General features: G+C 40.0%; 18 protein-coding genes and 1 riboswitch. Of the genes, 15 read left to right on the forward strand and 3 right to left on the reverse strand.

What is annotated here, in order from left to right:
* Positions 1 to 81: 81 nt before the first annotated feature.
* Positions 82 to 2,442, forward strand: a complete 2,361-nt coding sequence (locus ACULLG_RS07140; RefSeq protein WP_452126081.1) for a sodium-translocating pyrophosphatase — start codon at positions 82 to 84, stop codon at positions 2,440 to 2,442.
* 136 nt (positions 2,443 to 2,578) lie between these two features.
* On the opposite strand, the gene ACULLG_RS07145 is transcribed toward ACULLG_RS07140, so the two are convergent.
* From ACULLG_RS07145 to ACULLG_RS07155, 3 genes are all read right to left on the reverse strand, one after another.
* Positions 2,579 to 3,280 (reverse strand): energy transducer TonB, encoded by a 702-nt coding sequence (locus ACULLG_RS07145; RefSeq protein ID WP_452126082.1) that lies wholly within the window; start codon positions 3,278 to 3,280, stop codon positions 2,579 to 2,581.
* 240 nt (positions 3,281 to 3,520) lie between these two features.
* Entirely contained in the window at positions 3,521 to 4,135 is a 615-nt protein-coding gene (locus tag ACULLG_RS07150; RefSeq protein ID WP_452126083.1) for a deoxynucleoside kinase, read from the reverse strand.
* Positions 4,136 to 4,262: 127 nt separating this feature from the next.
* Positions 4,263 to 7,553, reverse strand: a complete 3,291-nt coding sequence (locus tag ACULLG_RS07155) for an amidohydrolase family protein (protein WP_452126084.1) — start codon at positions 7,551 to 7,553, stop codon at positions 4,263 to 4,265.
* 241 nt (positions 7,554 to 7,794) lie between these two features.
* Between ACULLG_RS07155 and metK the strand changes: the two genes are divergently transcribed.
* From metK to cobA, 14 genes are all read left to right on the forward strand, one after another.
* Positions 7,795 to 9,048 carry a methionine adenosyltransferase gene (gene metK, locus ACULLG_RS07160; protein WP_452126085.1) on the forward strand — a complete coding sequence of 418 codons (1,254 nt, stop codon included), beginning with the start codon at positions 7,795 to 7,797 and terminating at the stop codon, positions 9,046 to 9,048.
* Between the two features lie 100 nt (positions 9,049 to 9,148).
* On the forward strand, positions 9,149 to 11,080 hold the full coding sequence (locus ACULLG_RS07165; RefSeq protein ID WP_452126086.1) for a CocE/NonD family hydrolase: 1,932 nt from the start codon (positions 9,149 to 9,151) through the stop codon (positions 11,078 to 11,080).
* 20 nt (positions 11,081 to 11,100) lie between these two features.
* A complete protein-coding gene (locus ACULLG_RS07170) occupies positions 11,101 to 11,748 on the forward strand; it encodes a class I SAM-dependent methyltransferase (protein ID WP_452126087.1) in 648 nt (215 codons plus the stop codon).
* 101 nt (positions 11,749 to 11,849) lie between these two features.
* Positions 11,850 to 11,957: riboswitch (SAM riboswitch) on the forward strand.
* A gap of 173 nt (positions 11,958 to 12,130) precedes the next feature.
* Positions 12,131 to 13,426 (forward strand): O-acetylhomoserine aminocarboxypropyltransferase/cysteine synthase family protein, encoded by a 1,296-nt coding sequence (locus tag ACULLG_RS07175; protein ID WP_452126088.1) that lies wholly within the window; start codon positions 12,131 to 12,133, stop codon positions 13,424 to 13,426.
* 100 nt (positions 13,427 to 13,526) lie between these two features.
* Entirely contained in the window at positions 13,527 to 16,916 is a 3,390-nt protein-coding gene (gene thrA, locus ACULLG_RS07180) for a bifunctional aspartate kinase/homoserine dehydrogenase I (protein ID WP_452126089.1), read from the forward strand.
* Positions 16,917 to 17,010: 94 nt separating this feature from the next.
* Positions 17,011 to 17,325, forward strand: coding sequence for a GIY-YIG nuclease family protein (locus ACULLG_RS07185; protein WP_452126090.1), 315 nt, complete (start codon positions 17,011 to 17,013; stop codon positions 17,323 to 17,325).
* Positions 17,326 to 17,409: 84 nt separating this feature from the next.
* A complete protein-coding gene (locus ACULLG_RS07190) occupies positions 17,410 to 18,585 on the forward strand; it encodes a trans-sulfuration enzyme family protein (RefSeq protein ID WP_452126091.1) in 1,176 nt (391 codons plus the stop codon).
* Positions 18,586 to 18,646: 61 nt separating this feature from the next.
* Positions 18,647 to 19,057, forward strand: coding sequence for an RrF2 family transcriptional regulator (locus ACULLG_RS07195; RefSeq protein ID WP_452126092.1), 411 nt, complete (start codon positions 18,647 to 18,649; stop codon positions 19,055 to 19,057).
* A gap of 174 nt (positions 19,058 to 19,231) precedes the next feature.
* The gene (locus tag ACULLG_RS07200; RefSeq protein WP_452126093.1) at positions 19,232 to 19,495 is read left to right on the forward strand and encodes a DUF2061 domain-containing protein; all 264 of its coding nucleotides are present in this window, start codon (positions 19,232 to 19,234) and stop codon (positions 19,493 to 19,495) included.
* A 12-nt stretch (positions 19,496 to 19,507) separates the two neighbouring features.
* On the forward strand, positions 19,508 to 20,131 hold the full coding sequence (locus tag ACULLG_RS07205) for a phosphoadenosine phosphosulfate reductase domain-containing protein (RefSeq protein WP_452126094.1): 624 nt from the start codon (positions 19,508 to 19,510) through the stop codon (positions 20,129 to 20,131).
* Between the two features lie 112 nt (positions 20,132 to 20,243).
* On the forward strand, positions 20,244 to 21,146 hold the full coding sequence (gene cysD, locus ACULLG_RS07210) for a sulfate adenylyltransferase subunit CysD (protein WP_452126541.1): 903 nt from the start codon (positions 20,244 to 20,246) through the stop codon (positions 21,144 to 21,146).
* A gap of 55 nt (positions 21,147 to 21,201) precedes the next feature.
* A complete protein-coding gene (locus ACULLG_RS07215; protein WP_452126095.1) occupies positions 21,202 to 22,449 on the forward strand; it encodes a sulfate adenylyltransferase subunit 1 in 1,248 nt (415 codons plus the stop codon).
* 78 nt (positions 22,450 to 22,527) lie between these two features.
* Positions 22,528 to 24,618 carry a HEPN domain-containing protein gene (locus ACULLG_RS07220; RefSeq protein ID WP_452126096.1) on the forward strand — a complete coding sequence of 697 codons (2,091 nt, stop codon included), beginning with the start codon at positions 22,528 to 22,530 and terminating at the stop codon, positions 24,616 to 24,618.
* A complete protein-coding gene (cobA, locus tag ACULLG_RS07225) occupies positions 24,611 to 25,384 on the forward strand; it encodes a uroporphyrinogen-III C-methyltransferase (RefSeq protein ID WP_452126097.1) in 774 nt (257 codons plus the stop codon). The genes ACULLG_RS07220 and cobA overlap by 8 nt, the downstream gene beginning before the upstream one ends.
* Positions 25,385 to 25,415: the final 31 nt, after the last annotated feature.

The following is a 25,415-nucleotide window of genomic DNA, read 5'->3' on the forward strand; positions in this document are numbered from 1 at the left end:
ACTACCAAAAGCGCATTTTTTTTATTAGTCCGTATTTTACTACTTTAGCATCCGTTAAAAAAATATAAATAATCAAATAAAATGGAACTGATCGTAAACTATTTACCTGTATTTGGTGTTTTGGCACTTGTCTTCGTATTCATAAAGAATATGTGGGTTGGAAAGCAAGATGAAGGAGATGCAAAAATGGCAAGAATTGCTAAAAACATTGCAGATGGCGCTATGTCTTTCTTAAAGGCCGAGTATAAAATTCTATCAATTTTTGTAATTGCCGTGGCTGCGTTACTTTATTTCAAGGGCAGTAGCGAAACTGGCTCTAACGGTATGGTAGCCGTATCCTTTGTTGTAGGTGCAATTTGTTCTGCATTGGCAGGATTCATTGGTATGCGTGTTGCTACAAAAGCAAACGTAAGAACTACACAGGCAGCTAAAACATCTTTGGGAAAAGCTCTGGAAGTTGCCTTTGCTGGAGGTGCCGTGATGGGCTTGGGCGTTGTTGGTCTTGGTGTATTGGGACTAAGTGGATTGTTTATTGTCTATCAAAATATGTGGCCTGGAGCTGATAACCTTGGTTTAGTATTGAATGTATTATCTGGATTCTCGCTGGGGGCATCATCTATTGCACTTTTTGCCCGTGTTGGTGGTGGTATTTACACAAAAGCAGCGGATGTTGGAGCGGATTTGGTAGGTAAGGTAGAAGCAGGTATTCCTGAAGATCATCCATTAAACCCTGCTACAATTGCAGATAACGTTGGTGATAACGTTGGTGATGTTGCAGGTATGGGAGCGGATTTATTTGAATCTTATGTTGGTTCCATAATCGGTACCATGGTTTTAGGAGCATTTATTATTACTCCGGATTTTGCTGGCTTAGGTGCAGTTTACCTTCCTTTGGTGTTGGCTGCGGTAGGTATAATAATGTCAATTATCGGTACCTTCTTTGTAAGAGTTAAAGATGGTGGAAATCCACAAACAGCTTTAAATATTGGTGAATTTGGATCGGCTGGTTTAATGGTCGTTGCTTCTTACTTCATCATTAATGCTTTAATTCCTGAGACAGTCGATGGATTACCTTTTGGAGCTATGGGTATTTTTTGGGCAACCTTGGCCGGTCTAGTTGCTGGTTTGGGTGTTGGTAAGATTACGGAGTACTATACAGGTACAGGTACAAAACCAGTAAATTCAATTGTAGAACAATCGGAAACTGGCGCTGCTACAAATATTATTGCAGGTTTAGGTGTTGGTATGATGTCAACAATGATTCCTATTCTTTTAATTGCTGCTGCGATTTTGGTCTCGCACCATTTTGCAGGTCTTTACGGTATTGCGATCGCTGCCGTTGGAATGTTGGCAAATACAGGAATCCAATTAGCGGTAGATGCTTATGGTCCTATTTCTGATAATGCTGGAGGTATTGCTGAAATGGCAGAACTAGACCCAGAAGTTCGCGAGCGTACTGATAAATTGGATGCCGTAGGTAACACTACTGCAGCTATAGGTAAAGGTTTTGCAATTGCGTCTGCTGCCTTAACGGCCTTGGCGTTATTTTCAGCTTTTATGAAAGTTGCAAACGTTACTTCTATTGACGTTTCTAAGCCAACTGTGATGGCAGGACTCCTTGTAGGTGCAATGCTACCGTTTGTATTTTCTGCACTTTCCATGAATGCTGTAGGTCGTGCCGCAATGGCAATGATTGAAGAGGTACGTCGTCAATTCAGGGATATTCCGCAACTGAAAGCGGCCTTGGAGGTAATGAAAGCTGTTGATACCGATATGTCTAAAGCGACCCCAGAGCAACGTGCTACTTTTGATGCTGCGGATGGATATGCCGAATATGACAAATGTGTTGATATTTCAACAAAAGCCTCAATTAAAGAAATGGTATTGCCAGGTTTATTGGCGATTGCAGTTCCTGTTGCAGTAGGATTTATTGGTGGAGCCGAAATGTTGGGTGGTTTATTAGCAGGTGTTACTTCTGCAGGTGTTTTAATGGCGATTTTCCAATCTAACGCAGGTGGTGCTTGGGATAATGCCAAGAAAATGATAGAGTCTGATGGTCGGAAAGGAACAGATGCTCATAAAGCTGCTGTTGTTGGTGATACCGTTGGTGATCCATTTAAAGATACTTCAGGTCCATCGTTGAACATCTTGTTGAAATTGATGTCAGTTGTAGCATTGGTTATTGCTCCAAGTATTGCAATAAGTGCAGATAAAATGATGGCATATAACGAAACTAAAGCTGATACAGAAGTTATCGAAAGACAAATGGAGCAGCATATTAATGTTGAAATGATCAATACTGAGGATGGTACTTTCAAAGCCGTTGTAATGACTACTTCAGAAGTTGATGGAGAAATTACAGAGGAGGCAAAAGAATTTACTGCTGCTACTAAAGAAGAGGTAGAAAAATTGGTAAACGAATACAAAGAGGCGAAGGAATAAATTCGTTTCGTTTTTAAGATATGAAAGGGCCGCACTTTAGTGCGGCCCTTTTTTGTTTAATGTCACATCGAGCGCAGTCGAGATGTAATCACTGCCATACTTATCCGTCAACACTTCGACAGGCTCAGTGTGACAATTATTGGAGCTTAAAAGTGATCGGAATTGAAAAAGGAACTTTTACTGGAGTGCCTCGTTGCTTTCCTGGTGTCATTTTGGGGAGTTTGGAGATGATGCGAGCTGCTTCCTTTTCAAGAGTTTCATGCGGACCTCGCATTCGAACTTCAGCAATACTTCCATCTTTTTGAATCGTGAAAATGATATTGACTCTTCCCTGTAATCCCATTTCTTGGGCTATTTCGGGATAACGGAAATTCTTTCGAACGTGTTTTTGCATCATTTCTTGAAAACAAACTCTTTTGTCGTTTGCATTTTCGCAGCCAGGAAATACAGGAACATCTTCTATAACAATAAAGGATATTTCATCAGGAATATCATCATTGATCACTGGAATATCATCTATCGGGACAATTTCGGTAGTATGATCTGTCTCAGTAGAAGCAATTACGGAGTCTTCAATATCAGGATCATCAGGAACAATTTCAATAGCGGGAGGAGCCTGGATTTTAGGTGGTGGGAGTTTAAGCTCATGAAAAGTAATAGGAGGTTCTTCATCTAGACTATCCGGAGTGTCTAAGTTTTGGACGAACTCTGGGATTTCATAATATGTCTTCCATTCAATAGCCACATAAGCAAATAACAAAATAGCAGTCAGTCCCATTAAGAAATATAGGGTGCTGTTCTTTTTAAGTTCCAATTTTGGATTTTTCTTCTGTTCCATGTTTCAAAATTTATGAAGCCTTAGCTTCGAGTTAGAAATTATGGGTGTTAACCCTAATCTAAAACTAGCTTGAAAACAAAGGGGATAAAACTAAGAATGAGGGAACGGCCCTTTTCAATGAGGGAAAATCCGATTATCATCCTGCTGAACTGGTTTCAGCATCCCATCGGATGAGGTTGACTCAAAATTTTGAATGTGTGATTCTGAAATAAATTCAGAATGACGGTTAAAGATTATGGCTTAAAACAACCCATGAATCTCGGCATCAATCTTATTGATTACTTGTCCCAAATCCTCAGGTTCATCAACAAAATTGAGGTTATCCACATCCAAGACTATGAGCTTGCCCTTTTCGTAGGTGTTAACCCAAGCTTCGTAACGCTCATTCAGTCTGCTTAGGTAATCAATGGAGATGCTATTTTCGTATTCCCGACCTCTTTTGTGGATTTGATTTACCAAATTGGGAATGGAACTGCGCAGATAGATCAATAGATCTGGCGGTTGCACCAAAGTTTCCATCAACTCAAAAAGACTTTTATAGTTTTCAAAGTCACGGTTGGTCATCAAGCCCATGGCATGCAGGTTGGGAGCAAAAATATGGGCATCTTCGTAAATCGTCCTATCCTGAATCACATTTTTTCCACTTTCCCTTATCTTGAGAATCTGACGGTATCGACTGTTCAAAAAATAAATCTGAAGATTAAAACTCCAACGCTCCATTTGGGTATAGAAATCATCCAAATACGGATTGTCAACTACGTCCTCAAATTGTGCATCCCACTTGTAGTGTTTGGCAAGTAAAGTGGTCAATGTGGTTTTTCCTGCTCCAATGTTTCCTGCTACGGCAATGTGCATGGGTCTTGATCTTGAATGGTTATTAGCTTGCTGTGTTCAGTTGCAAAGGCATACAATATACAACGAATCTTGTGGAAGCTAAAACCTAGCTCGGCGGTTTTATCAACCTTTCGATGAAAAACCATTATCAGTGCTTTAACGCATGGCAACTACAACCAGGAATGGTGAAACTCTGGGTTTGTTCATGCCAAGGAAATGCTTGGTTGTATCTGTTGTTTTCCCAATAGAATTTACTGCGTTCTTTGGATTCGTTGCCAATTTCGTTCATGGTTTCGGTGTCGTATAAGCGCCCATTGATCATGGTGTATCTGACTGAATTGGTGTTTTCGATATCCTCCAATGGATTTTCATCGAGAACAATCAAATCGGCCAGTTTATCTTCTTTCAAAGAGCCAATTTCACTTCCCATACCGATATATTCGGCACCGTTAATGGTAGCTGCTTTTAAGGCATCCATATTACTCATACCACCAGCTTTGAGCATCCAAAGTTCCCAATGGGCACCCAAACCTTGTAGCTGACCATGCGCTCCAAGATTGGCCTTTACGCCTGCGTTGGAAAGATCGGTAACCGTTTTTGAAACCAATACATGTCCGTTTGTGTATTCTTCTTGCGGCGCTTTGGTTCTGTGGCGACTACGAGAATCAATGATATGCCTTGGAGTATATTTTAACAATTTCTCATTTTCCCAAACATTGTCCCTTTCGTAATAGAAGTATTCGCCATTTAATCCTCCATAATTTACTATGAGAGTGGGGGTGTACCCACTTGTGCTATTGCTCCAAAGAGTGATAATATCTTTATAAACCGGTGCCACGGGAATATTATGCTCAATTCCGGTATGGCCATCCATAATCATACTCATATTGTGGAAAAAAGTGGATCCACCTTCAGGCACAACATTAACCTCCAATTCTTTTGCTGCTTGCATTACTTGTTGCCGCTGTTCTCGTCGAGGTTGATTGTAACTTTTTACTGAGGTAGCTCCAAAAGCCTTTGTTCTTCGGATAGCGGAACGCGCATCATCCAAACTGTTGACCACCGCCTTAAAATCCCCATCAGCTCCGTAAAGGATGAATCCGGTAGAATAGATTCTAGGACCCACCATTTCACCACTTTTCACCAATTCTGAAAGACCAAAAACCGTTTCACTGTTGGCAGAAGGATCATGTGCTGTAGTAACACCAAAGGCAAGATTGGCATATAGTTGCCAATGTTTTTTAGTGTTCAATCCAGCTCTGAAGGCCCCAATATGTGCATGGGCATCCACAATACCGGGCATTATGGTTTTACCTTTGACATCAATTACTTCAGTATTTGAGGGAATGGTGATTTCCGAAGAAGCACCAATGCTTTCAATTTTATTGTCGTTGATAACGATGGTGGCATTTTCAAGGACTTCATCATTTTCCATGGTAATGATTCTAGCATTGGTAAATGCAATGCGACCTTTGGGTCTATCTGTTTTGGTGACCAGTCCTACCTCGATTCCTTTTTCGGTTATAGGAGGAATGCTGTCTGGAGAATTTTTAAGGTAAGTGAATCTTTGATTCACATCGTTTGAGAAGTATTCACTGCCCAAAGTCCAATGTAGTTTTTTACTGTTGTTGGACCAATGAAGACTGTAACCCGCATCTTTTGCTACTTGAGTGACTGGAAAAGCTTTGCTTTTTGGGTCGAACTCCACAGTTTGACCGGTCATTGTCATCGGAGCTACATAAGCTTTGTGCAAATTGGAAAACAACAACCATTTGTTATCGGGTGATGGCACAATATGATTGGCATATTTGGACTTAAAATGAGTTCGTTCGTCCTTCCCATTCAAATCTACACTTTTGAGTTCCTTGATCAATGATCCAAAGAATTTTCCCCCAGTTTGAAAGAAGATACGAAGATCATCAGCACTGAATGTTGGCGTCAACCCATTTTCTGTGAGTTTTTTGATAGAATTTCCATTGGTTGACATGGTATAAATTCCTGGTTCTTTGCTGAATGTTCGCCCTTGGTCATTGCTTCCACTTTGCTTACCATAAACGATGTGTTTGCCATTATTGGAAAAAGAGGGGAAGCGATAAATACCTTTTTTTAAGGTCAATTTTGTTGATTTACCTCCGCTGGATGAAACCTTATGGATTGCTCCCAATTGCTCATCATCCCAAGATACATATACAATCTCTTTTCCATCTGGGGAGAAAGAAGGTTCAAATTCCAAATCTTTACTGTCCGTTAAGCGTTTGGGTTTACCATTAGGTAATGTTTTGGTCCACAGATGACCTAAAGCACTGAAAACGATTCTTTTTCCATCCGGAGAAGTTTTTACATGTCGAATGACCTTGGCGGTAAACTCGTCAGCATCTACCTGATGTTGCACTCGATGTGTCTCAGCAATTTTGATTTTTGTATCAACCTGGAAAGGGATTGCTTCAACTTGAAGGCTGGCAACATTAATTTTTTGAATTTTACCTCCAGCCCAAAAAACAATTTCAGCACCATTTGGCATCCAGCTGAAATTGGGATAGGTACCAAAAATGGCCCAAGCTTCCATCTGATCCTTGTTCAGCGCATCATAAATGGGCCACTCTTCACCAGTTTCCAAATCATGGATAAACAAAACGGTTTTAGTTCGAACTCGTTTTACAAATGCCAACTTTTTATTGTCTGGAGACACTGTTGGTCTCGAAGCACTTCCTGGACCTCCAGTAATTGTAATGGTCTTGCCAGTTTCGAAATCATAACGTTTGATGGCATAAATCTGAGCATTTGGATCCTTGTTGTATTGAAAGAAACCACCCGGATACATGTCCTCACAGTAGTAAAGGTATTTTCCATCGCTCGAAACCGAAGGTTCGTTGACGTCCTGTTGGTCATTTTTTCTTTTTGTCAACTTTAAGCCACTTCCTCCTGTGATATGGTATTGCCACATTTCCCCGGCACCTAAAGATCGTTGTGAGGTAAAGTGTTTTCTGGCTATTAAGTGGTTCCCATCCGGTGTCCATACAGCATTATTCAACAACCTGAAGTTTTCTTTGGTAATCTGTTCCGCATTGTTGCCATCAACATCCATCACCCAAATGTTGTCTCCGCCGCCAGCATCAGAAGTGAAGCTTATTCTTTTCCCGTCAGGACTAAAACGAGGTTGAACTTCAAAAGGCAATCCTGAGCGCAAAGCCTTGGCATTTCCACCTGAAATGGACATGATGTAAATATCTCCCAACATATCAAAAGCGATTTGTTTGCCATCAGGACTTACATCAAGGTTCATCCATGTGCCTTCATCGGTGGATAAATCAACTTCATTGATCTTCCAATCGGTATAAGGGTTGGAGACATCCCATTTTTTTTCGTCCTTTTTGTCTTGCCCAATGGCTAGGAATGTAAATGAGAATAGGAGGATGGAAAGTAAAGCTTTGTTTTTCATGATTTCTAAATTAGTCGGACAGCAAAATACGGATAAACGGTTTATTATTGGTATCGGGTTTTTAAAAATATTAGGTTTTTAAGACAAAACATTTTCATATTTTAGCCCTCGATTATTGAGGAAAGATTTGACTGCTTGCAACCTCAGATGCTGAACTGAATCCAGCAGAAACAAAAATGCTAAAAAGGTGTAAACTTTTTTGGACTGTCCCGTCAAATCTCTCCATTTAAAATAGAAATACATGCCATATCTGTTTACATCAGAATCCGTTAGCGAAGGACATCCCGACAAAATAGCCGACCAAATTAGCGACGCCCTTTTAGATAATTTTTTAGCCTTTGATCCTGAAAGCAAGGTGGCTTGCGAAACCTTGGTAACTACAGGCCAAGTTATTTTAGCCGGAGAGGTAAAAAGTGACACCTATCTTGATGTACAGCATATTGCCAGAGATGTAATCAACAAAATAGGATACACCAAAGGGGAGTATCAGTTTAGTGGGGATTCCTGTGGCGTGATTTCGTTGATCCATGAACAATCCCAAGATATTAATCAAGGGGTTGATAGGGGGAGCAAGGAAGAACAGGGAGCAGGTGATCAAGGGATGATGTTCGGCTATGCCACCAAAGAGACTGAAAATTATATGCCTTTGGCATTGGATATTTCACACAAGATTCTTCAAGTGCTGGCAGATTTGCGACGTGAAGGAACAAGAATTCCATACTTAAGACCAGATGCCAAAGCCCAGGTGACCATAGAATATTCCGATGACAATGTGCCACAGCGTATCGACACTATCGTGGTGTCTACCCAGCATGATGATTTTGATTCTGACGAAAAGATGTTGGCAAAAATTAAGAAGGATATTATCTCCATTTTGATTCCTGAAGTAAAAAAATTGTTGCCAGAATCCATTCAACAACTTTTCAATGATAAGATTAAATACCACATCAACCCTACAGGTAAATTTGTCATTGGAGGGCCACATGGTGATACAGGTCTAACGGGGCGAAAAATTATTGTTGACACCTACGGAGGAAAAGGCGCCCACGGTGGTGGTGCCTTTAGCGGAAAAGATCCAAGTAAAGTGGACAGAAGCGCAGCTTATGCCGCACGACATGTGGCTAAGAATTTGGTTGCTGCTGGTATAGCCGACGAGATTTTGGTACAGGTAAGTTATGCAATCGGAGTAGTGGAACCAACTTCTATTTTTGTGGATACCTTTGGTACATCCAACATAGAACTTTCAGATGGGGAAATTGCAGAAAAAACATCGCAATTGTTCGACATGCGTCCCTTTGCCATAGAAGAACGCCTTAAATTGAGGAATCCCATTTATCTGGAAACAGCTGCCTACGGCCATATGGGAAAACAACCTCAAAAAATATCCAAGGTTTTTGAATCTCCCTATAATGGAAGAGTTGAAAAAGAAGTGGAATTGTTCACTTGGGAAAAATTGGATAGTGTTGATACGGTAAAGAAAGCATTCGGACTTTAACGTTCTTTGTTTGATTTTTGATAATTAGGGAGAAGGAAAAAGAATCTTTTTAGAAAGAGATTTCTTTGTAGTTTTAGGCGTCAATCAAAATTTCTTTAAGATGAAAATAGTACTTCGTCCCTTGTTGCTGATGTTCGTTTTGACATTGGCCATCTCCTCCTGCAAAAAAACGGTTAAAAAAGAAGTTCAGCAAGAAGATACTTACGTTGCTGACAACTACACCAAAAAAGAAGTAAATATTGAGATGCGGGATGGAATTACACTGCACACCACAATTTATTCTCCAAAAGACACTTCGAAGGAGTATCCTATTTTAATGCAGCGTACACCCTATAGCTCAAGACCTTATGGTGAAGAAAACTTTAGAAAGCAGATTGGGCCCAACATTCATTTAATGAAAGAAGGGAATATTATTGTATATCAAGATGTTCGTGGTAGATGGTTGAGCGAGGGACATTATGAAAACATGCGAGCCTATATTCCGAATAAGACTTCAGATCAAGATGTAGATGAAAGTTCGGATACCTATGATACTATCGAATGGCTGGTGAACAATGTCGAAAACAATAACGGACGAGTTGGTGTATGGGGTATTTCGTATCCAGGATTTTATGCTACTTATGCGACTATTGACGCCCATCCAGCCTTAAAAGCAGCCTCACCACAAGCCTGTATTGGGGATTTCTTTTTTGATGACTTCCATCATAATGGTGCCTATTTGTTGAGTTATTTCAAAGCTACTTCGCTTTTTGGTACTCCAAGACCTAATAACGATCAACCTATAGACACCGCATGGTATATGTTTCCTGATTTACAAACGGAAGATCAATACCAGTTCTTTTTGGATGCTGGGCCATTAAAAAATTTAAATTCCTTTTTTGAATATGAAACCGTTGACACCCCCACTATGCGACCAGATGGGGTTACCGATGATTATTTCTGGAATGAATTAAAGGAGCATCCAAATTATGATGAATTATGGCAAAGTAGAGGGTTGATTCAGCATTTGAATAAATCTAAATCGCATGTAGCAACTATGATCGTTGGGGGATGGTTCGATGCAGAGGACTTATACGGACCGTTGGAAACCTATAAAAACATTGAAAAACATACCGAAGGTTACAATACCATAGTCTTTGGACCGTGGGATCACGGACGTTGGTCAAGACGAAATGGAAGAAGTTTGGTAGGAAACTATTACTTCGGGGATTCCATTTCAGAATTCTATCAGGACAACATTGAAACAAAGTTTTTTAATCACTTTTTAAAAGGAGATGGAGGCGCTAACAGTGGACTTCCCGAAGCTTATGTTTTTGATTCTGGACGCAAAGAGTGGAAAACATATGACTCTTGGCCCCCCAAGGGCGTTGAAAAAGAAACCATGTTCCTTTCAGATGATCAAAAACTGACTTCTAAAAATGGAGAGATTTCTGGAATTCAATTTATAAGTGACATTAAAAAGCCGGTTCCGTATTCCGAAGACGTAAAAACCGTATTTACGCCCAGAAAATACATGACAGATGATCAACGCTTCGCGGCTCGAAGGTCAGATGTGCTTGTTTTTGAAACGGAGGTTATGGAAGAAGACCTGACCCTAGCTGGGGATATAATGGCCAACTTAAAAGTGGCCACTACGGGTACCGCAGCAGATTGGATTGTAAAGGTCATCGATGTACATCCAGACGATGTTGAAACCAATGAAGAAATGCAGGACCATTTAAAAATGTCCAACTATCACCTTATGGTTCGTAGTGAGGTGTTGCGTGGGCGGTTTAGAAACAGTTTTTCCAAACCTGAGCCTTTTACCCCTAATAAAAAAACGGACGTGAGCATCAAATTACAAGATGTCTTCCACACAATCAAAAAAGGACATAAGCTACAGATTCAGGTTCAGAGCACTTGGTTTCCCTTAATTGATTTGAATCCACAAACCTATGTGGACAATATCTTCAAGGCAGATGAAGAAGATTTTAAAACCCAGACCCATACAGTTTTTACGGACTCAAGCATTGAGTTTTCGGTCTTAAAATGAAACTAAGTTCAGCTAAGAAAATGAAAAAACCATGGGCCACGAAGGCTGCTATGGACCAAATTTATAAGGCCAAACTTTGGGGGGATAATGGTTCTGATTTTTATTCTGGTGACGGGTCACATCAGCCTGAATTGGTCAATCCATATATTCATACACTGCAATCATTTTTAAAATCCTTCGCAAAACCATTGACCATTCTTGATTTAGGTTGTGGAGATTTCAACATTGGCAAGGCATTGGTTGAGCATACCAAAAAATATATTGCCGTGGATATTGTTGAAGAGTTGATAAACTTCAACAAAACCAAATTCCAGTACCCAAATTTGGAATTCCATTGTTTGGATATAGCAAAAGATAACCTACCTATGGCGGATTGTGCTATTTTAAGGCAGGTATTACAACATTTGTCCAATTCAGAAATCAAAAGTATAGTAGATAAGCTTTGCAACTTTAAATATGTTGTTCTAACCGAACATTTGCCGCACGGTTATTTTGTTCCCAATATTGATATTATCTCCGGTCAAGGAATTCGATTAAAAAAACAAAGTGGCGTGGATTTATGCAAAACCCCATTTCATTTAAAAGTAAAGGAGTCAAAACAGCTGTTGTCTCAGAATTCTCCAAATCATGGAGGCCGATTGGTTACAACTTTGATTGAAGTGTTTTAGTTTTATAAAAGCGTCAGCTTTTGTGAATTTTTCGTAAAAGATTAGGATTTTAAAAAATTCTGCCTTTATATTTGTCCTCACAAGTTCAAACACGTATTGAATAGTTATCAAGAAAGGTGGAGGGAATAGACCCTATGAAGCCTTAGCAACCCTTGACTTCCAATGTCAAGAAGGTGCTAAATTCTATCCCATTTGGGAATAGATAACAACAACCAAATTTAATTTGGTTTCACTTTCTTATAACTTTTTGATTTTTCCTATCGACCTAAAGGTCGAGCAGGGTTTGGCTTTTTTGTGTTTTTAAAATTCATTTTAAAAACGATGTTATTCCCACGGAAGTGGGAATCCAAAAACAGAATAGTTTAATTAAAAGCAAAAAATCATGAGTGATCAAAAATTTTCAACCAATGCTTTGCATGCAGGCCACGATGTTACCGTCAATGGAGGAACTAGAGCTGTGCCCATTTATCAAAGCACGGCATATGTATTCAACAATGCTGATCATGCGGCCAATCTTTTTTCATTGGCAGAATTCGGAAATATATATACCCGAATCAATAATCCGACCAATGACATTTTAGAGCAGCGCTTGGCTGCCTTGGAAGGTGGGATTGCATCTGTGGTGACTTCTTCGGGGACTGGAGCTGTAAATACGGCCTTATTGGTATTGCTAAAAGCAGGCGACCATATTGTTTCCTCTAATAGCCTTTATGGAGGGACCTACAACCTGTTTAACGTGACCCTACCTCGTTTAGGCATCACAACTACTTTTGTAGACCCTTCTGATCCGTCCAATTTTGGAAAAGCCGTTCAAGAAAATACCCGTGCAATTTTTGTGGAATCGTTAGGGAATCCCAAATTGGATGTTTTGGATCTTAAGGCGATTTCTAAAGAGGCAAAAACAGCAAAAATTCCTTTTATAGTAGATAACACGGTAGCTTCTCCGGCTTTGTTAAATCCCATTGAGCATGGGGCCAATATTGTAATCCATTCCTTGACAAAATATATCAACGGAAACGGAACGGCATTGGGTGGAGCAATAATTGATGCAGGAACATTTGATTGGGCAAATGGGAAATTCCCTGAATTTACCGAACCATCTCCAGGGTACCACGGACTGGTTTATCACGATGCACTTGGTCCAGCAGCATTCATTGCTAAAGTTAGGATTGAAGGTCTACGAGATCATGGGGCATGTTTAAGCCCATTCAATGCTTTTCAGATTATCCAGGGCTTGGAAACTTTGGAAATCCGTATGAGAAAACATAGCGAAAATGCTTTGGCCTTGGCACAATGGTTAGAAAATAGAGATGAGGTCACTTGGGTTAATTATCCAGGGCTGGAATCAAGCAAGTATAAAGCATTATCGGATGAATATTTACCAAAGGGACAGAGTAGTATTGTCACTTTTGGTGTAAAAGGAGGATTTGAATCTGCCAAAAAAATAGCCGATGAAACCAAGATATTTTCCTTATTGGCCAATATTGGTGATACCAAATCACTGATAATTCATCCAGCGAGCACAACACATCAACAATTGGATGATGCCCAACAAGAATCTACTGGTGTGACCAAGGATTTAATTCGTTTGTCAGTAGGGCTGGAAGATTTGTCCGATTTAAAATCCGATTTGGAACAAGCGTTTGCTGCTATCGATAAATCAGTAGTTCACGAATAGAGGTTAATAATAGGTTTCCTCTCCTTTTGAGGAGAGGATTAAGACGAGGTAAACCCCTTATCCCAACCTTCTCCCAGGGGAGAAGGAGCAAAAGTTAAATATGCTCCACAAAACTGAAATAAAGAATTTCGAGACCATAAGCGGTTTTTCCCAAGATGTGCAGTTATCCTACCAAGTTTTTGGAAAGGAATTACACACTGCTCCAATTGTATTGGTGAACCACGCTTTAACGGGCAATTCCAACGTTACTGGAGAGTCTGGTTGGTGGTCCGATATCATTGGAAAGCACAAAAGTATTGATACAGATAAGTATACCATTTTGGCTTTCAACATCCCGGGAAATGGATACGATGGTTTTGTGATTGAAAATTATAAGGATTTTGTTGCAGGAGATATCGCCCGAATCTTTCTTGAAGGATTACAACAGCTGAAAATAGACCGTTTATTTGCTATTATTGGTGGCTCGTTGGGTGGTGGAATCGCATGGGAAATGACTGCCTTAAATCCCAATATTACAGAGCATCTGATTCCAGTGGCTTCTGATTGGAAGTCTACCGATTGGTTGATTGCTAATTGCCAGATACAGGAACAATTTTTAATCAATTCAAAACAACCTGTTCATGATGCTCGGATGCATGCGATGTTATGTTATCGGACCCCGGAATCGTTTAAAGAAAGATTTAAGCGAAGCACCAATGAAGAGCTTCAGGTTTTCAATGTAGAGAGCTGGTTGATGCATCATGGAAAAAAGCTGCAAGAACGCTTTCAGCTATCCGCATATAAACTGATGAATCAGTTATTGAAGACCATCGACATTACAAGAAATGGAGATGAAGCATTCAATGCGCTTCAAAGAAGCGATACCAAGATTCATATTATTGGGGTCAATTCAGATCTGTTCTTTACGGCTGAAGAAAACAAAGAAACCTTTAGGCGGTTGGCGCATGTAAATACCAATGTCACCTATGGTGAAGTACAATCTTTACATGGCCATGATGCGTTTTTAATGGAATTTGAGCAATTGGAAAAACTCTTGGAACCGGTATTCCAGAAAAATGGAAAATCGGAACGTATCAAAATTCTCAAGTTTGGAGGGAAATCCTTGGCAAACGGAGAGGGGATAGAACGTGTCCTCAAAATTATTTCCAATAAAGCCCAAGAAAAGGAGCATTTCGCAGTGGTACTTTCAGCACGAGGAAAAGCTACCGACCAATTGGAATCCATGCTTAAAACAGCAGTAAACAGCGAAGATTTTCAAGAAGAATTCAAACTGTTTAAAAGTTATCAAACGCAGGGCCTGTCGAATCCTTCAATAATTTCTGATGAATTAAAAGCTGTAGAAAAGATTTTAAAAGGGGTGTCACTTACCGGAGATTACAGCTCAAAAACCAAGGACGAACTCATGGCCTACGGAGAGCTGATTTCTGGAAAAATGGTCACCTCTTCGTTAACAGAATCAGGAATAAAAGCACAATTGGTTGATTCAAGATCTTTGATTAAAACGGATGACACTTTTACCAACGCTGAGGTGGATGAGAGTATTTCTAAAGAAAATGTTATTCGTTCTTTTAAAAATCTGGAATCAGATGCAATTCCTATCGTGACCGGTTTTATTGCTTCCAATAGTGAAGGGGAGACCACAACTTTGGGAAGAAATGGCACCAATTATTCTGCCGCCTTGCTTGCCAATTTCTTGGATGCCGCGGAGTTGCTCAACTATACCCATGTTGATGGGATTTATACTGCTAATCCTGATTTGGTGTCTGACGCCAAACTTATCGATGTCATCTCCTATGCCGAAGCCAACGAATTGGCCAATTTTGGAGCGACTATTTTGCATGCAAAGACCATCATCCCCTTAATAGAGAAAAACATTCCCCTACGAATTCTAAATACTTTTAATGACGACAACCAAGGAACATTGATTGGTCCTAAAACAGATAACGGAGGAATTAAATCTTTGTCTGTTTTAGAGAACGTTGCCTTAATAAATCTGGAAGGAAGAGGACTTTTGGGTAAAGTTGGAATAGATGCGCGGATTTTTAAAGCACTTGGTCAGAATAACATTAATGTTGGAATTATTTCCCAGGGCTCTTCTGAACGAGGAATTGGTTTGGTGGTGGACTCCAAAGAAGCCCAAAAAGCAAAAAAAGTACTCGATTTAGAGTTTGAAACGGACTATTCTTCCCATGATGTAAACCAAATTACCGTTGTTAACGATGTTTCGGTTATTTCCATTGTGGGAATGGACTTGAGTACTTTTCATAAACCATTTAATGCCCTGGTTAAAAATCAGGTGGTCCCGTTACTTTTTAACAATACCGTAACTGGTAAAAATGTGAGCTTGGTATTGAAGAAATCAGATTTGCACAAAGCTATTAATGTAGTGCATGGTCAGATTTTCGGAATAGCCAAAAAAGTAAACCTTGCTATTTTTGGACATGGTAATGTAGGAGGGACTTTAATTGACCAAATTTTGGATTCCAAAGTCAACATTGAAAATAGAAAAGATATTGATCTAAGGGTTTTTGCCGTATCCAATTCCAGAAAAGTGGTGTTGAATGCCCAGGGAGTATCAAAAAACTGGGAAAAGGATTTGGACAAAAATGGGATTACCTACCAAATAGAAGAAGTAATTGAGTTTGCTAAGGCAAATCATTTGGAAAATTTGATCGCGGTAGATAATACGGCAAGTGAAGCTTTTGTAGCCAACTATGAAAAGCTTATCGATAGTGGATTCGATTTGGTTTCTTCGAATAAAATAGCAAATACTTTAGGCTTTGATTACTATAAATCCATTCGTAAACATTTGGAGAAAAATCAAAAACAGTATCTCTACGAAACGAATGTTGGTGCAGGACTTCCGCTTATCGATACCATAAAACTACTTCATTTATCCGGTGAGAACATAACCAGGATCAAAGGGGTGTTTTCAGGATCATTGAGTTATATTTTCAATACTTTTTCAGAACAAGAAATCCCATTTTCCGACATTGTGAAAGAGGCTATGAAAAAAGGCTTCACAGAACCGGACCCGCGTGAAGATCTATCTGGAAATGATGTGGGAAGAAAACTGTTGATTTTGGCTCGCGAACTCGATTTACATAATGAGTTTGATGATATCCAGGTTGAAAACTTAATTCCTAAGGAAATACAATCCCTGGATTTTGATGAATTTAAAGGTCAAATCTCAGTGATGGATGAGGTGTTTGGAAAAATAAAGAAAGCTCAGAAAGAAGGTCATGTGTTGCGATACATTGGAGACTTACACGGGGATTTACAAAAAGACAAGGGAATTCTGGATGTGAAATTGGTTTCCGTACCAAAAGAAAGTGCGTTGGGGCAGGTAAGTGGTTCAGATTCCATCATTGAGATTTATACCGAGTCATATGGGGAAAATCCTTTGGTGATCCAGGGGGCTGGTGCAGGTGCTGCGGTTACAGCGAGAGGGGTTTTTGGTGATATTTTAAGAATAGCAGAAAAAATATAACTTCGACTACGCTCAGTTACCCTTTTACTCAGGTGCAAACCAACTATGGTCGGTTTTGGTGGCTGAGCGTAGTCGAAGCCACAATGAAGTATGCATGAAAGGATATGTCTATATATTGGAATGCTCAGATGGAAGCTATTATATGGGGAGTGCGGTGGAATTGGATAAACGATTGAATGAGCATCGTGATGGAAGAGGGGCAAATCATACTAAAAAAAGATTGCCTGTGAAGCTGGTTTATTTGGAAGAATACTTGAGGATTGATTCAGCATTTTATAGAGAGAAACAAATTCAGGGTTGGACTAGAGCTAAAAAAGAAGCACTTATAAATGGAGAGTTTGAAACTCTCCCTAGTTTAGCCGAATGCAAGAACGAAACGCACTTTAGATATTTTAAAGAGAAAGAATAATGTGGCTTCGACTACGCTCAGCCACCGAACAAAAAAATATAGAATAATAATTGTCCCCTTGAGGGGACTTTAGGGGTGTTTTTTATGAAAGAGAACAAGCAACGAAATTTTGAAACAGAAGCAATCCGCACACAAATAGAGCGTACCCAATTCTTGGAACATTCGAGTCCCATGTACCTGACCTCAAGCTTTGTTTTTGAAGATGCCGAGGATATGAGAGCTTCATTTGCAGAAGAAAAGGATAGAAATATCTATTCTAGATATTCTAATCCAAACTCGTCCGAATTCATAGATAAAGTCTGTAAAATGGAAGGAGCCGAAAGTGGTTTCGCCTTTGCATCAGGAATGGCTGCGGTCTATGGAACTTTTGCTGCGCTATTGGAAAGTGGAGATCATATTGTTTCGTGCAGAAGTATTTTTGGGTCAACCCATACACTGTTCACTCAGTTTTTCCCAAAATGGGATATCACTACCAGCTATTTCAACATCAATGATTTGGATGTGGTCGAAGATTTGATTACCGATAAAACTAAAATCATTTATGCAGAATCCCCGACAAATCCAGGCGTGGATGTTTTGGATTTGGAAGTGTTGGGGAATATAGCCAAAAAGCATAATCTAATCTTTATCATAGATAATTGCTTTGCTTCCCCATATTTGCAACAGCCCATTAAGTTTGGTGCCGATTTGGTAATTCATTCTGGAACAAAGCTAATGGATGGACAAGGACGGGTGTTGGCTGGAATTACAGTTGGAAATGAGGATCTTGTGGATAAAATCTATCGATTTTCCAGAATTACGGGACCTTCACTTTCCCCATTTAATGCCTGGGTATTGTCCAAAAGTTTAGAAACTTTGGCATTAAGGGTTGATAGACATTGTGCAAATGCATTGCAAATGGCAACTTATTTGGAAAGTCATCCCAAGATTCAATGGGTGAAATATCCTTTTTTGAAATCGCACCCTAAATATGAGATTGCAAAAAAACAGATGAAAGCAGGAGGTTGTGTGGTGGCTTTTGAAGTAAAGGGAGGCCTCGAAGCAGGAAGAAAATTCTTTGACTCGGTGAAAATGTTATCACTATCAGCGAATCTTGGAGATTCTCGTAGCATTGTCACCCACCCAGCATCAACAACACACGGTAAACTGACCGTTGAAGAACGAAAATCGGTGGGAATCTCAGATGGTATGGTTCGGATTTCTGTTGGCTTGGAACATATTGATGATATCATAGCCGATGTTGAACAGGCATTGAGCTGACTATTCTTGACTTTCACCCAAATTAGAACAGTCAATTGTTAAATTTCGCTATCTTCGTGAGATGCTCTCCAAGAAGACAAAATACGGTTTAAAAGCACTGACTTATCTAGCTTCGCTGGAAACACGTGAACCTGTTCAAATTGCCGAAATCGCCAAACACGAGAACATCTCCCAAAAGTTTTTGGAAAGCATTTTACTTACCTTAAGACGAAATGGATTTTTGGGATCAAAAAAAGGAAAGGGTGGCGGCTATTATCTGATTAAGGAACCTGAAGATATTTTAATGACTGCTGTAATGCGGGTGTTGGAAGGTCCAATTGCAATGGTCCCATGCGTAAGTCTCAATTTCTACGAAAAGTGTGACGATTGCCCCGATGAAAACAAATGTTCCGTAAACAAATTGATGCTTCAAATACGAGATAGCGCTTTGGAAGTCTATCGTAACAATACATTGGCCGATTTGATTTCCTAATTAAAATTCAATAGTATTTTCCCTTCAAGATCAATAAATCCATAAAATTCTTCCCTTCAACCTTTAAAATCTATAAAAACGATAGGGTAATAGTAATTTTATGTGGTTTTTAACGATTCGATTAAAATAAAACGTCTATGTTTGTATTTCCTAGTAAATCGATAGGATAATATTATGATAGCAGACCAATTAATACTGAATTCCAAAGAAACCAAGACATCCTTTGAAAAGGATAAGAATTCTGAAAGACCCATTCGTAGTATTGCCAAAGCCGTTAGCTGGAGAGTTATCGGAACTTTGGACACATTGATAATCTCCTATTTTTTTGTTGAAGAAGTGGTCTTGGCAGCGTCTATAGCCTCTATAGATTTTGTTACCAAGATGATTCTTTACTTCTTCCATGAAAGAATCTGGAACAAGATAGGCTGGGGCAGGTAAAAAATAGATATCATGGCATTTTCACAAGAAAGCATAGCGAAACTGAACAAGCATTTTAAGGGAATTGACCCCCAAGAGATAATTTCTTGGGCCATAGCCAATGGGAAATCCCCTGTGGTGACCACAAACTTTCGCCCGTACGAAGTAGCAATACTTCATGCCGTTACCGATGTGAACAAAGACATTCCTGTGATTTGGTGCGATACGGGTTACAATACTCCCAATACATACAAGCATGCCGAAGAATTGATTTCCAGGCTTGGATTGAACATCAAATTGTTCGTGCCCAAACAAACGGCTGCACATCGAGATGCCGTAATGGGAATTCCACAAATTGATGACCCCTTGCACGCCACTTTTACGGAGCAAGTAAAATTGGAACCATTTAAAAGGGCTATGGAAGAGCATAAGCCAGACGTTTGGTTTACCAATTTACGTAAAGGGCAAACCGCACATAGAGATTCATTGGACGTATTGAGTTTGGGTAAGGATGGAGTACTTAAAGTAAGCCCATTCTATTACTGGAGCGATACCCAATTGGATGCCTATTTAAACGAACGTAGTTTACCTAACGAACATAAATATTTTGACCCCACCAAGGTTTTGGAAAACCGGGAATGTGGATTACACACATAAATAATGTCACACTGAGCCTGTCGAAGTGTTGTTGAGAGAACAGTCGAGAGGTCTAATAGATAAAGATTTGAGCACACTTTTAGAAGAAATACAAAAACCAGAACTATTGGACTTGGAAAAAAGACCAAAGGCCAATGCGTTGGAGCATGAGGCCATTTATATCATGCGTGAGGTTGCGGCCCAGTTTGAAAAACCCGTTTTATTGTTTTCAGGAGGAAAGGATTCCATAACATTGGTGAGATTGGCACAAAAAGCCTTTTGGCCTGCAAAAATTCCATTCCCCCTAATGCATATCGATACGGGACATAATTTCCCTGAAACCATTGAGTTTCGGGATAAATTGGTCGAAGAATTAGGAGTTGAACTCATTGTGAGAAATGTCCAAGATTCCATAGATCAAGGTAAAGTGGTTGAGGAAACTGGAAAATATGCCAGCAGAAATATGCTGCAGACCACTACTTTGCTTGATGCCATTGAAGAATTCAAGTTTGATGCATGTATAGGTGGGGCGCGTAGGGACGAAGAAAAAGCACGTGCCAAAGAGCGTATTTTTTCAGTTCGTGATGATTTTGGTCAATGGGATGAAAAGAACCAGCGCCCCGAGTTGTTTGATATGTTGAACGGTGAAATTGAAATGGGACAAAATGTCCGTGTTTTCCCTATCAGTAACTGGACGGAGCTGGACGTTTGGAGCTACATTGAAAAGGAAAATATTGAGATTCCTTCCATCTATTTTGCACATAAAAGAAACATCTTTTTGAGAGATGGATTGATTTGGTCGGCAGAAGATGGAGTAGTATTTAGAGCGGACGATGAGGTGGTTGAAGAACGAATGGTTCGTTTTCGTACCGTAGGTGATATGTCTTGTACCGCTGCTGTTGAATCTTATGCAGATTCTATTGAAAAGGTGGTGGCCGAGATAAGGGAATCTAAAATTTCGGAACGGGGAGCACGAATTGATGACAAACGTTCCGAAGCCGCAATGGAAAAACGTAAACAACAAGGATATTTCTAAATCAATTTGTCATTCCCGCGTAGGCGGGAATCCAATAAGAATAAAACAAAAAACATTGGAAGTACTAAAAATAGCAACAGCAGGAAGTGTAGATGATGGTAAAAGTACCTTGATTGGACGACTGTTGTACGACACCAAATCGTTGACCGACGATAAATTGGAGGCCATTGAAAGGACCAGTAAACAAAAAGGGTACGACTACCTCGATTTTTCCTTAGCTACTGATGGTTTGGTGGCTGAAAGAGAACAGGGAATTACCATTGACGTTGCTCACATATATTTTTCAACTGCAAAGAAAAGTTATATCATAGCCGACACGCCAGGTCATGTGGAATATACCAGAAACATGGTTACAGGAGCGTCTACTTCTCAAGCCGCAATTATATTAATTGACGCTAGAAAGGGCGTGATTGAACAAACAAACCGTCACTTTTTCATCAACAATCTACTTCGCGTTAAAGAGGTGATTGTAGCTGTCAACAAAATGGATTTGGTAGATTTTTCTGAGGAAAAATACAATGCCATTAAAGCTGACTTTGAGCAATTGATGAGCAAGCGGGATTACGCAGATCAAAAAATCACTTTTATCCCCATTAGCGCATTGAAGGGAGATAATGTTGTAGAGAAATCCAAAAATACACCGTGGTACAATGGCGAGACCATACTGGAACACCTGGAAAGTTTAGATTTGGCCGCAGTGTCCAATGTGGGAACTCCAAGGTTCCCTGTCCAATATGTGGTTCGACCGAAAACTGAAGAATTCCATGATTTTCGTGGATTTGCTGGAAAAGTATATGGTGGTGAACTTAGTGTTGGCGATGAAGTTGTGGTACTACCATCAATGACCAGAAGCAAGATCAAGAACATTTATTTTTACGATAAAGAATACCAAACCGCAACAAGAAGGTCATCTGTGACCATTACCTTGGAAGATGAGGTCAATGTAAGTAGGGGGGATATGTTGGTCAAGGCGGGTGATTTGCCCACAATCGACAAGCAAATTACCGCCACAATTTCTTGGATGGATGCTGATAACTTGACCACAGGCGGCAAATATGTGGTACAGCATGGAGTAAATAAAGTATTGGCAAAAATTGATGTCATTGAGTACAAGATTCATCCTGATTATTCAGGGATTGAAGAAAACGTTTCAACCTTACAGATGAATGATATTGCCAAGGTGAGATTGAAACTGAACAAACCTATTTTTTACGATCGGTTCAAAGACCATCGTACAAACGGTTCCTTTATAATTGTTGACAGTAGAACAAATACCACTGCAGGTGTTGGTTTCATAAATTAAGGAGAAACCATACCAAAATGTAAAGGTGATAATATAGTCGTGAATTAAATCTATTAACCAGATAGGAAAAATAGAATAATGAGAAGCTTTAGAACAGAAATAGAAAGTCCAATTGTTGAAAAGGACATCATTGAATTGGAAAGAAAGATTCGCCAGTTTAAAGGTGGTGAATTGGACGAAGAAAAATTCAGGAGTCTGCGTTTGGCTCGTGGCGTTTATGGTCAGCGTCAGCAGGGAGTTCAGATGGTGCGTATCAAGTTGCCTTATGGCAGGGTAACCTCAAAACAGTTGTTGCGCATTTGCGATGTTTCCGATGAATATTCTAGGGGAAGATTGCATATCACCACCCGTCAGGATATTCAAATCCACTATGTGGATCTTGACCGGACCCCGGAGCTTTGGGCCGAATTGGAACGAGATGATGTTACCCTCCGTGAAGCTTGCGGAAATACGGTTCGTAATGTAACGGCCAGTGAAACTGCGGGAATCGACGTTGATGAACCTTTTGATGTTTCACCGTACGCCCATGCTGTTTTTCAGTATTTTCTTCGGAATCCGATCGGGCAGGAAATGGGAAGAAAATTTAAGGTTTCCTTCTCGTCCAGCGATGCTGACACGGGACTTTCCTATATGCACGATCTCGGTTTCATCGCCAAAATCAAAAATGGAGAAAGAGGTTTTAAAGTTATGTTAGCGGGTGGATTGGGCTCGCAGCCCCGTCATGCCGATGAATTGTACAGCTTCTTACCTACCGATAAAATTGTCCCATTAATGGAGGGTGTAATCCGTGTTTTTGACAGATACGGAGAACGTAAAAGTCGAGCCAAGGCCCGTATGAAATTTTTGTTGAAAGATATTGGCCTAGAAGGTTTCAGAGTTTTGTTGGAGGAAGAGCAATTGGCCATTCCGATCCAAACCTATCCCATAGATTTTGAAAGCTATCCAAAACCTGTGGTTGCCAATGTTGCAGTTCCTTCTATTCAGCTTGAAGAAAATGAGGAGTTCCAACAATGGAAATCTACCAACCTGGTACCTCAAAAACAAAAAGGCTACGTTGCTATCGGAATCAAGGTCTTGTTAGGGGATTTTTATACCGATAAAGCAAGGAAATTGGCAAAATTGGTTCAAGAATATGCTGCAGGCGAGATTCGTTTATCGCTTCGCCAAAATATTCTGATTCCGTACGTAAAAGAAGAATTAGTTCCTTTTTTCTATTCGGAACTAAAAAAATTAGGATTGGCCGAGGCAGGCTACAACAAAGCATTGGATATCACGGCATGTCCTGGTACTGATACCTGTAATTTGGGTATTTCAAGCAGTACAGGAATTGCAGAGGAATTGGAACGTGTTATAAAAGCTGAATATCCGCAATATATCAGCAACCCCGATGTGGTTATCAAAATAAGTGGATGTATGAATGCTTGCGGACAACATAATATGGCAAACATTGGGTTCCAAGGAATGTCAATCCGCACCAAGGATAAATTAGTGGCTCCGGCACTTCAGGTGTTGTTGGGTGGTGGAAATTTTGGAAACGGAAAAGCCAGATTTGCTGATAAAGTGGTAAAAATCCCAAGTAAGCGAGGCCCCCAAGCCCTCAGATTGATTCTGGATGATTTTAATGCAAATGGGAATGGGGCTTCCTTTGCGGATTACTATTGGGAAAAAGGAGAACAATACTTCTACGAGTTCCTAAAGCCACTTTCCAATATTGAAAATCTTACCCAAGAAGACTTTATTGATTGGGGTACTGAAGAAAAATACAAAAAGGAGATTGGAATTGGTGAATGTGCCGGTGTGATTGTGGATTTGGTGGCAACCTTGTTTTTCGAAAGTCAAGAGAAGATTGAAAAAGCAGAAGAAGCATTGACTGAGGAAAAATGGGCAGCGAGTATTTATTATTCCTATCAATCGATTGTAAACTCAGCCAAGGCGCTTTTAACATCTGAAAAAGTTAAGGTAAATACGCATGCTGCTATCATCAAGGATTTTGACAGATTGTATGTTGAAACCGGAAAAATTGATCTAGCGATCAGTTTTGAAGACATAGCACTTCAGCTAAATAAAAATAAGCCAACTAAAGAGTTTGCAAACTCCTATCTGGAAGATGCAAAACAAGTTTTGGAAACATTGGAGGCCTATAGAAAATTGGAACTGGCACATGTATAGCGGAAAATTGACAGTTGTAGGGGCTGGCCCCGGGGATGTGGATTTGATCACCTTAAAGGGAATCAAGGCATTGCAACGCGCAGATGTTGTGTTGTACGATGCTCTTGTTGACTCTGAACTATTGGAGTACGCGCCAAATGCCGAACATATTTTTGTGGGTAAACGGAAAGGATGCTATGCCTATCAACAAGACCAAATCAATGAGTTGATTGTGCAACGTGCAAGTTTGAACAAACATGTAGTTCGGTTAAAAGGTGGCGACCCTTTTGTTTTTGGAAGAGGAGCCGAAGAAATGGAATATGCTGCATCACATGGTTTGGATGTCGAGGTTGTTCCAGGAATTTCATCTTCAGTAGCCGTTCCGGCATCCCAGAATATTCCAGTGACCAAAAGAGGTGCAACGGAGAGTTTTTGGGTGATTACGGGCACAACCAAAGAACATAAATTATCTGCTGATGTGGCTTTGGCGGCAAAATCCAACGCAACCGTTCTGATTTTGATGGGAATGTCAAAATTGGTGGAGATTACCGAACTCTTTAAAAAAGAAGGAAAATCCAATCTTCCTGTGGCCATTATTCAAAATGGAACAACAGCAGATGAAAAAATAGGAATTGGCACTGTTTCCACAATTGTAAATCAAGCTAAAGTGCGGCAATTGTCAAATCCGGCCATCATTGTAATTGGCGAAGTCGTAAACCATCGACAAAAAATAGCAGAGATTCAAAAGAATTATACAAAAGAAGAAGCGATAACGGAAAAGATTTAAAATGTCAGGTTAAACTGTCACCATTGTCACA

It is taken from the genome of Flagellimonas sp. 2504JD1-5, from assembly GCF_053618295.1.

Coding starts and splice junctions, on each gene's coding strand:
- metK (WP_452126085.1), top strand. CDS start 7,795: ATGCCATATCTGTTTACATCAGAATCCGTTAGCGAAGGACATCCCGAC.
- ACULLG_RS07220 (WP_452126096.1), top strand. CDS start 22,528: ATGAGAAGCTTTAGAACAGAAATAGAAAGTCCAATTGTTGAAAAGGAC.
- ACULLG_RS07170 (WP_452126087.1), top strand. CDS start 11,101: ATGAAAAAACCATGGGCCACGAAGGCTGCTATGGACCAAATTTATAAG.
- ACULLG_RS07200 (WP_452126093.1), top strand. CDS start 19,232: ATGATAGCAGACCAATTAATACTGAATTCCAAAGAAACCAAGACATCC.
- thrA (WP_452126089.1), top strand. CDS start 13,527: ATGCTCCACAAAACTGAAATAAAGAATTTCGAGACCATAAGCGGTTTT.
- ACULLG_RS07145 (WP_452126082.1), bottom strand. CDS start 3,280: ATGGAACAGAAGAAAAATCCAAAATTGGAACTTAAAAAGAACAGCACC.
- ACULLG_RS07205 (WP_452126094.1), top strand. CDS start 19,508: ATGGCATTTTCACAAGAAAGCATAGCGAAACTGAACAAGCATTTTAAG.
- ACULLG_RS07185 (WP_452126090.1), top strand. CDS start 17,011: ATGAAAGGATATGTCTATATATTGGAATGCTCAGATGGAAGCTATTAT.
- ACULLG_RS07150 (WP_452126083.1), bottom strand. CDS start 4,135: ATGCACATTGCCGTAGCAGGAAACATTGGAGCAGGAAAAACCACATTG.
- cobA (WP_452126097.1), top strand. CDS start 24,611: ATGTATAGCGGAAAATTGACAGTTGTAGGGGCTGGCCCCGGGGATGTG.
- ACULLG_RS07195 (WP_452126092.1), top strand. CDS start 18,647: ATGCTCTCCAAGAAGACAAAATACGGTTTAAAAGCACTGACTTATCTA.
- ACULLG_RS07175 (WP_452126088.1), top strand. CDS start 12,131: ATGAGTGATCAAAAATTTTCAACCAATGCTTTGCATGCAGGCCACGAT.
- ACULLG_RS07165 (WP_452126086.1), top strand. CDS start 9,149: ATGAAAATAGTACTTCGTCCCTTGTTGCTGATGTTCGTTTTGACATTG.
- ACULLG_RS07190 (WP_452126091.1), top strand. CDS start 17,410: ATGAAAGAGAACAAGCAACGAAATTTTGAAACAGAAGCAATCCGCACA.
- ACULLG_RS07140 (WP_452126081.1), top strand. CDS start 82: ATGGAACTGATCGTAAACTATTTACCTGTATTTGGTGTTTTGGCACTT.
- ACULLG_RS07155 (WP_452126084.1), bottom strand. CDS start 7,553: ATGAAAAACAAAGCTTTACTTTCCATCCTCCTATTCTCATTTACATTC.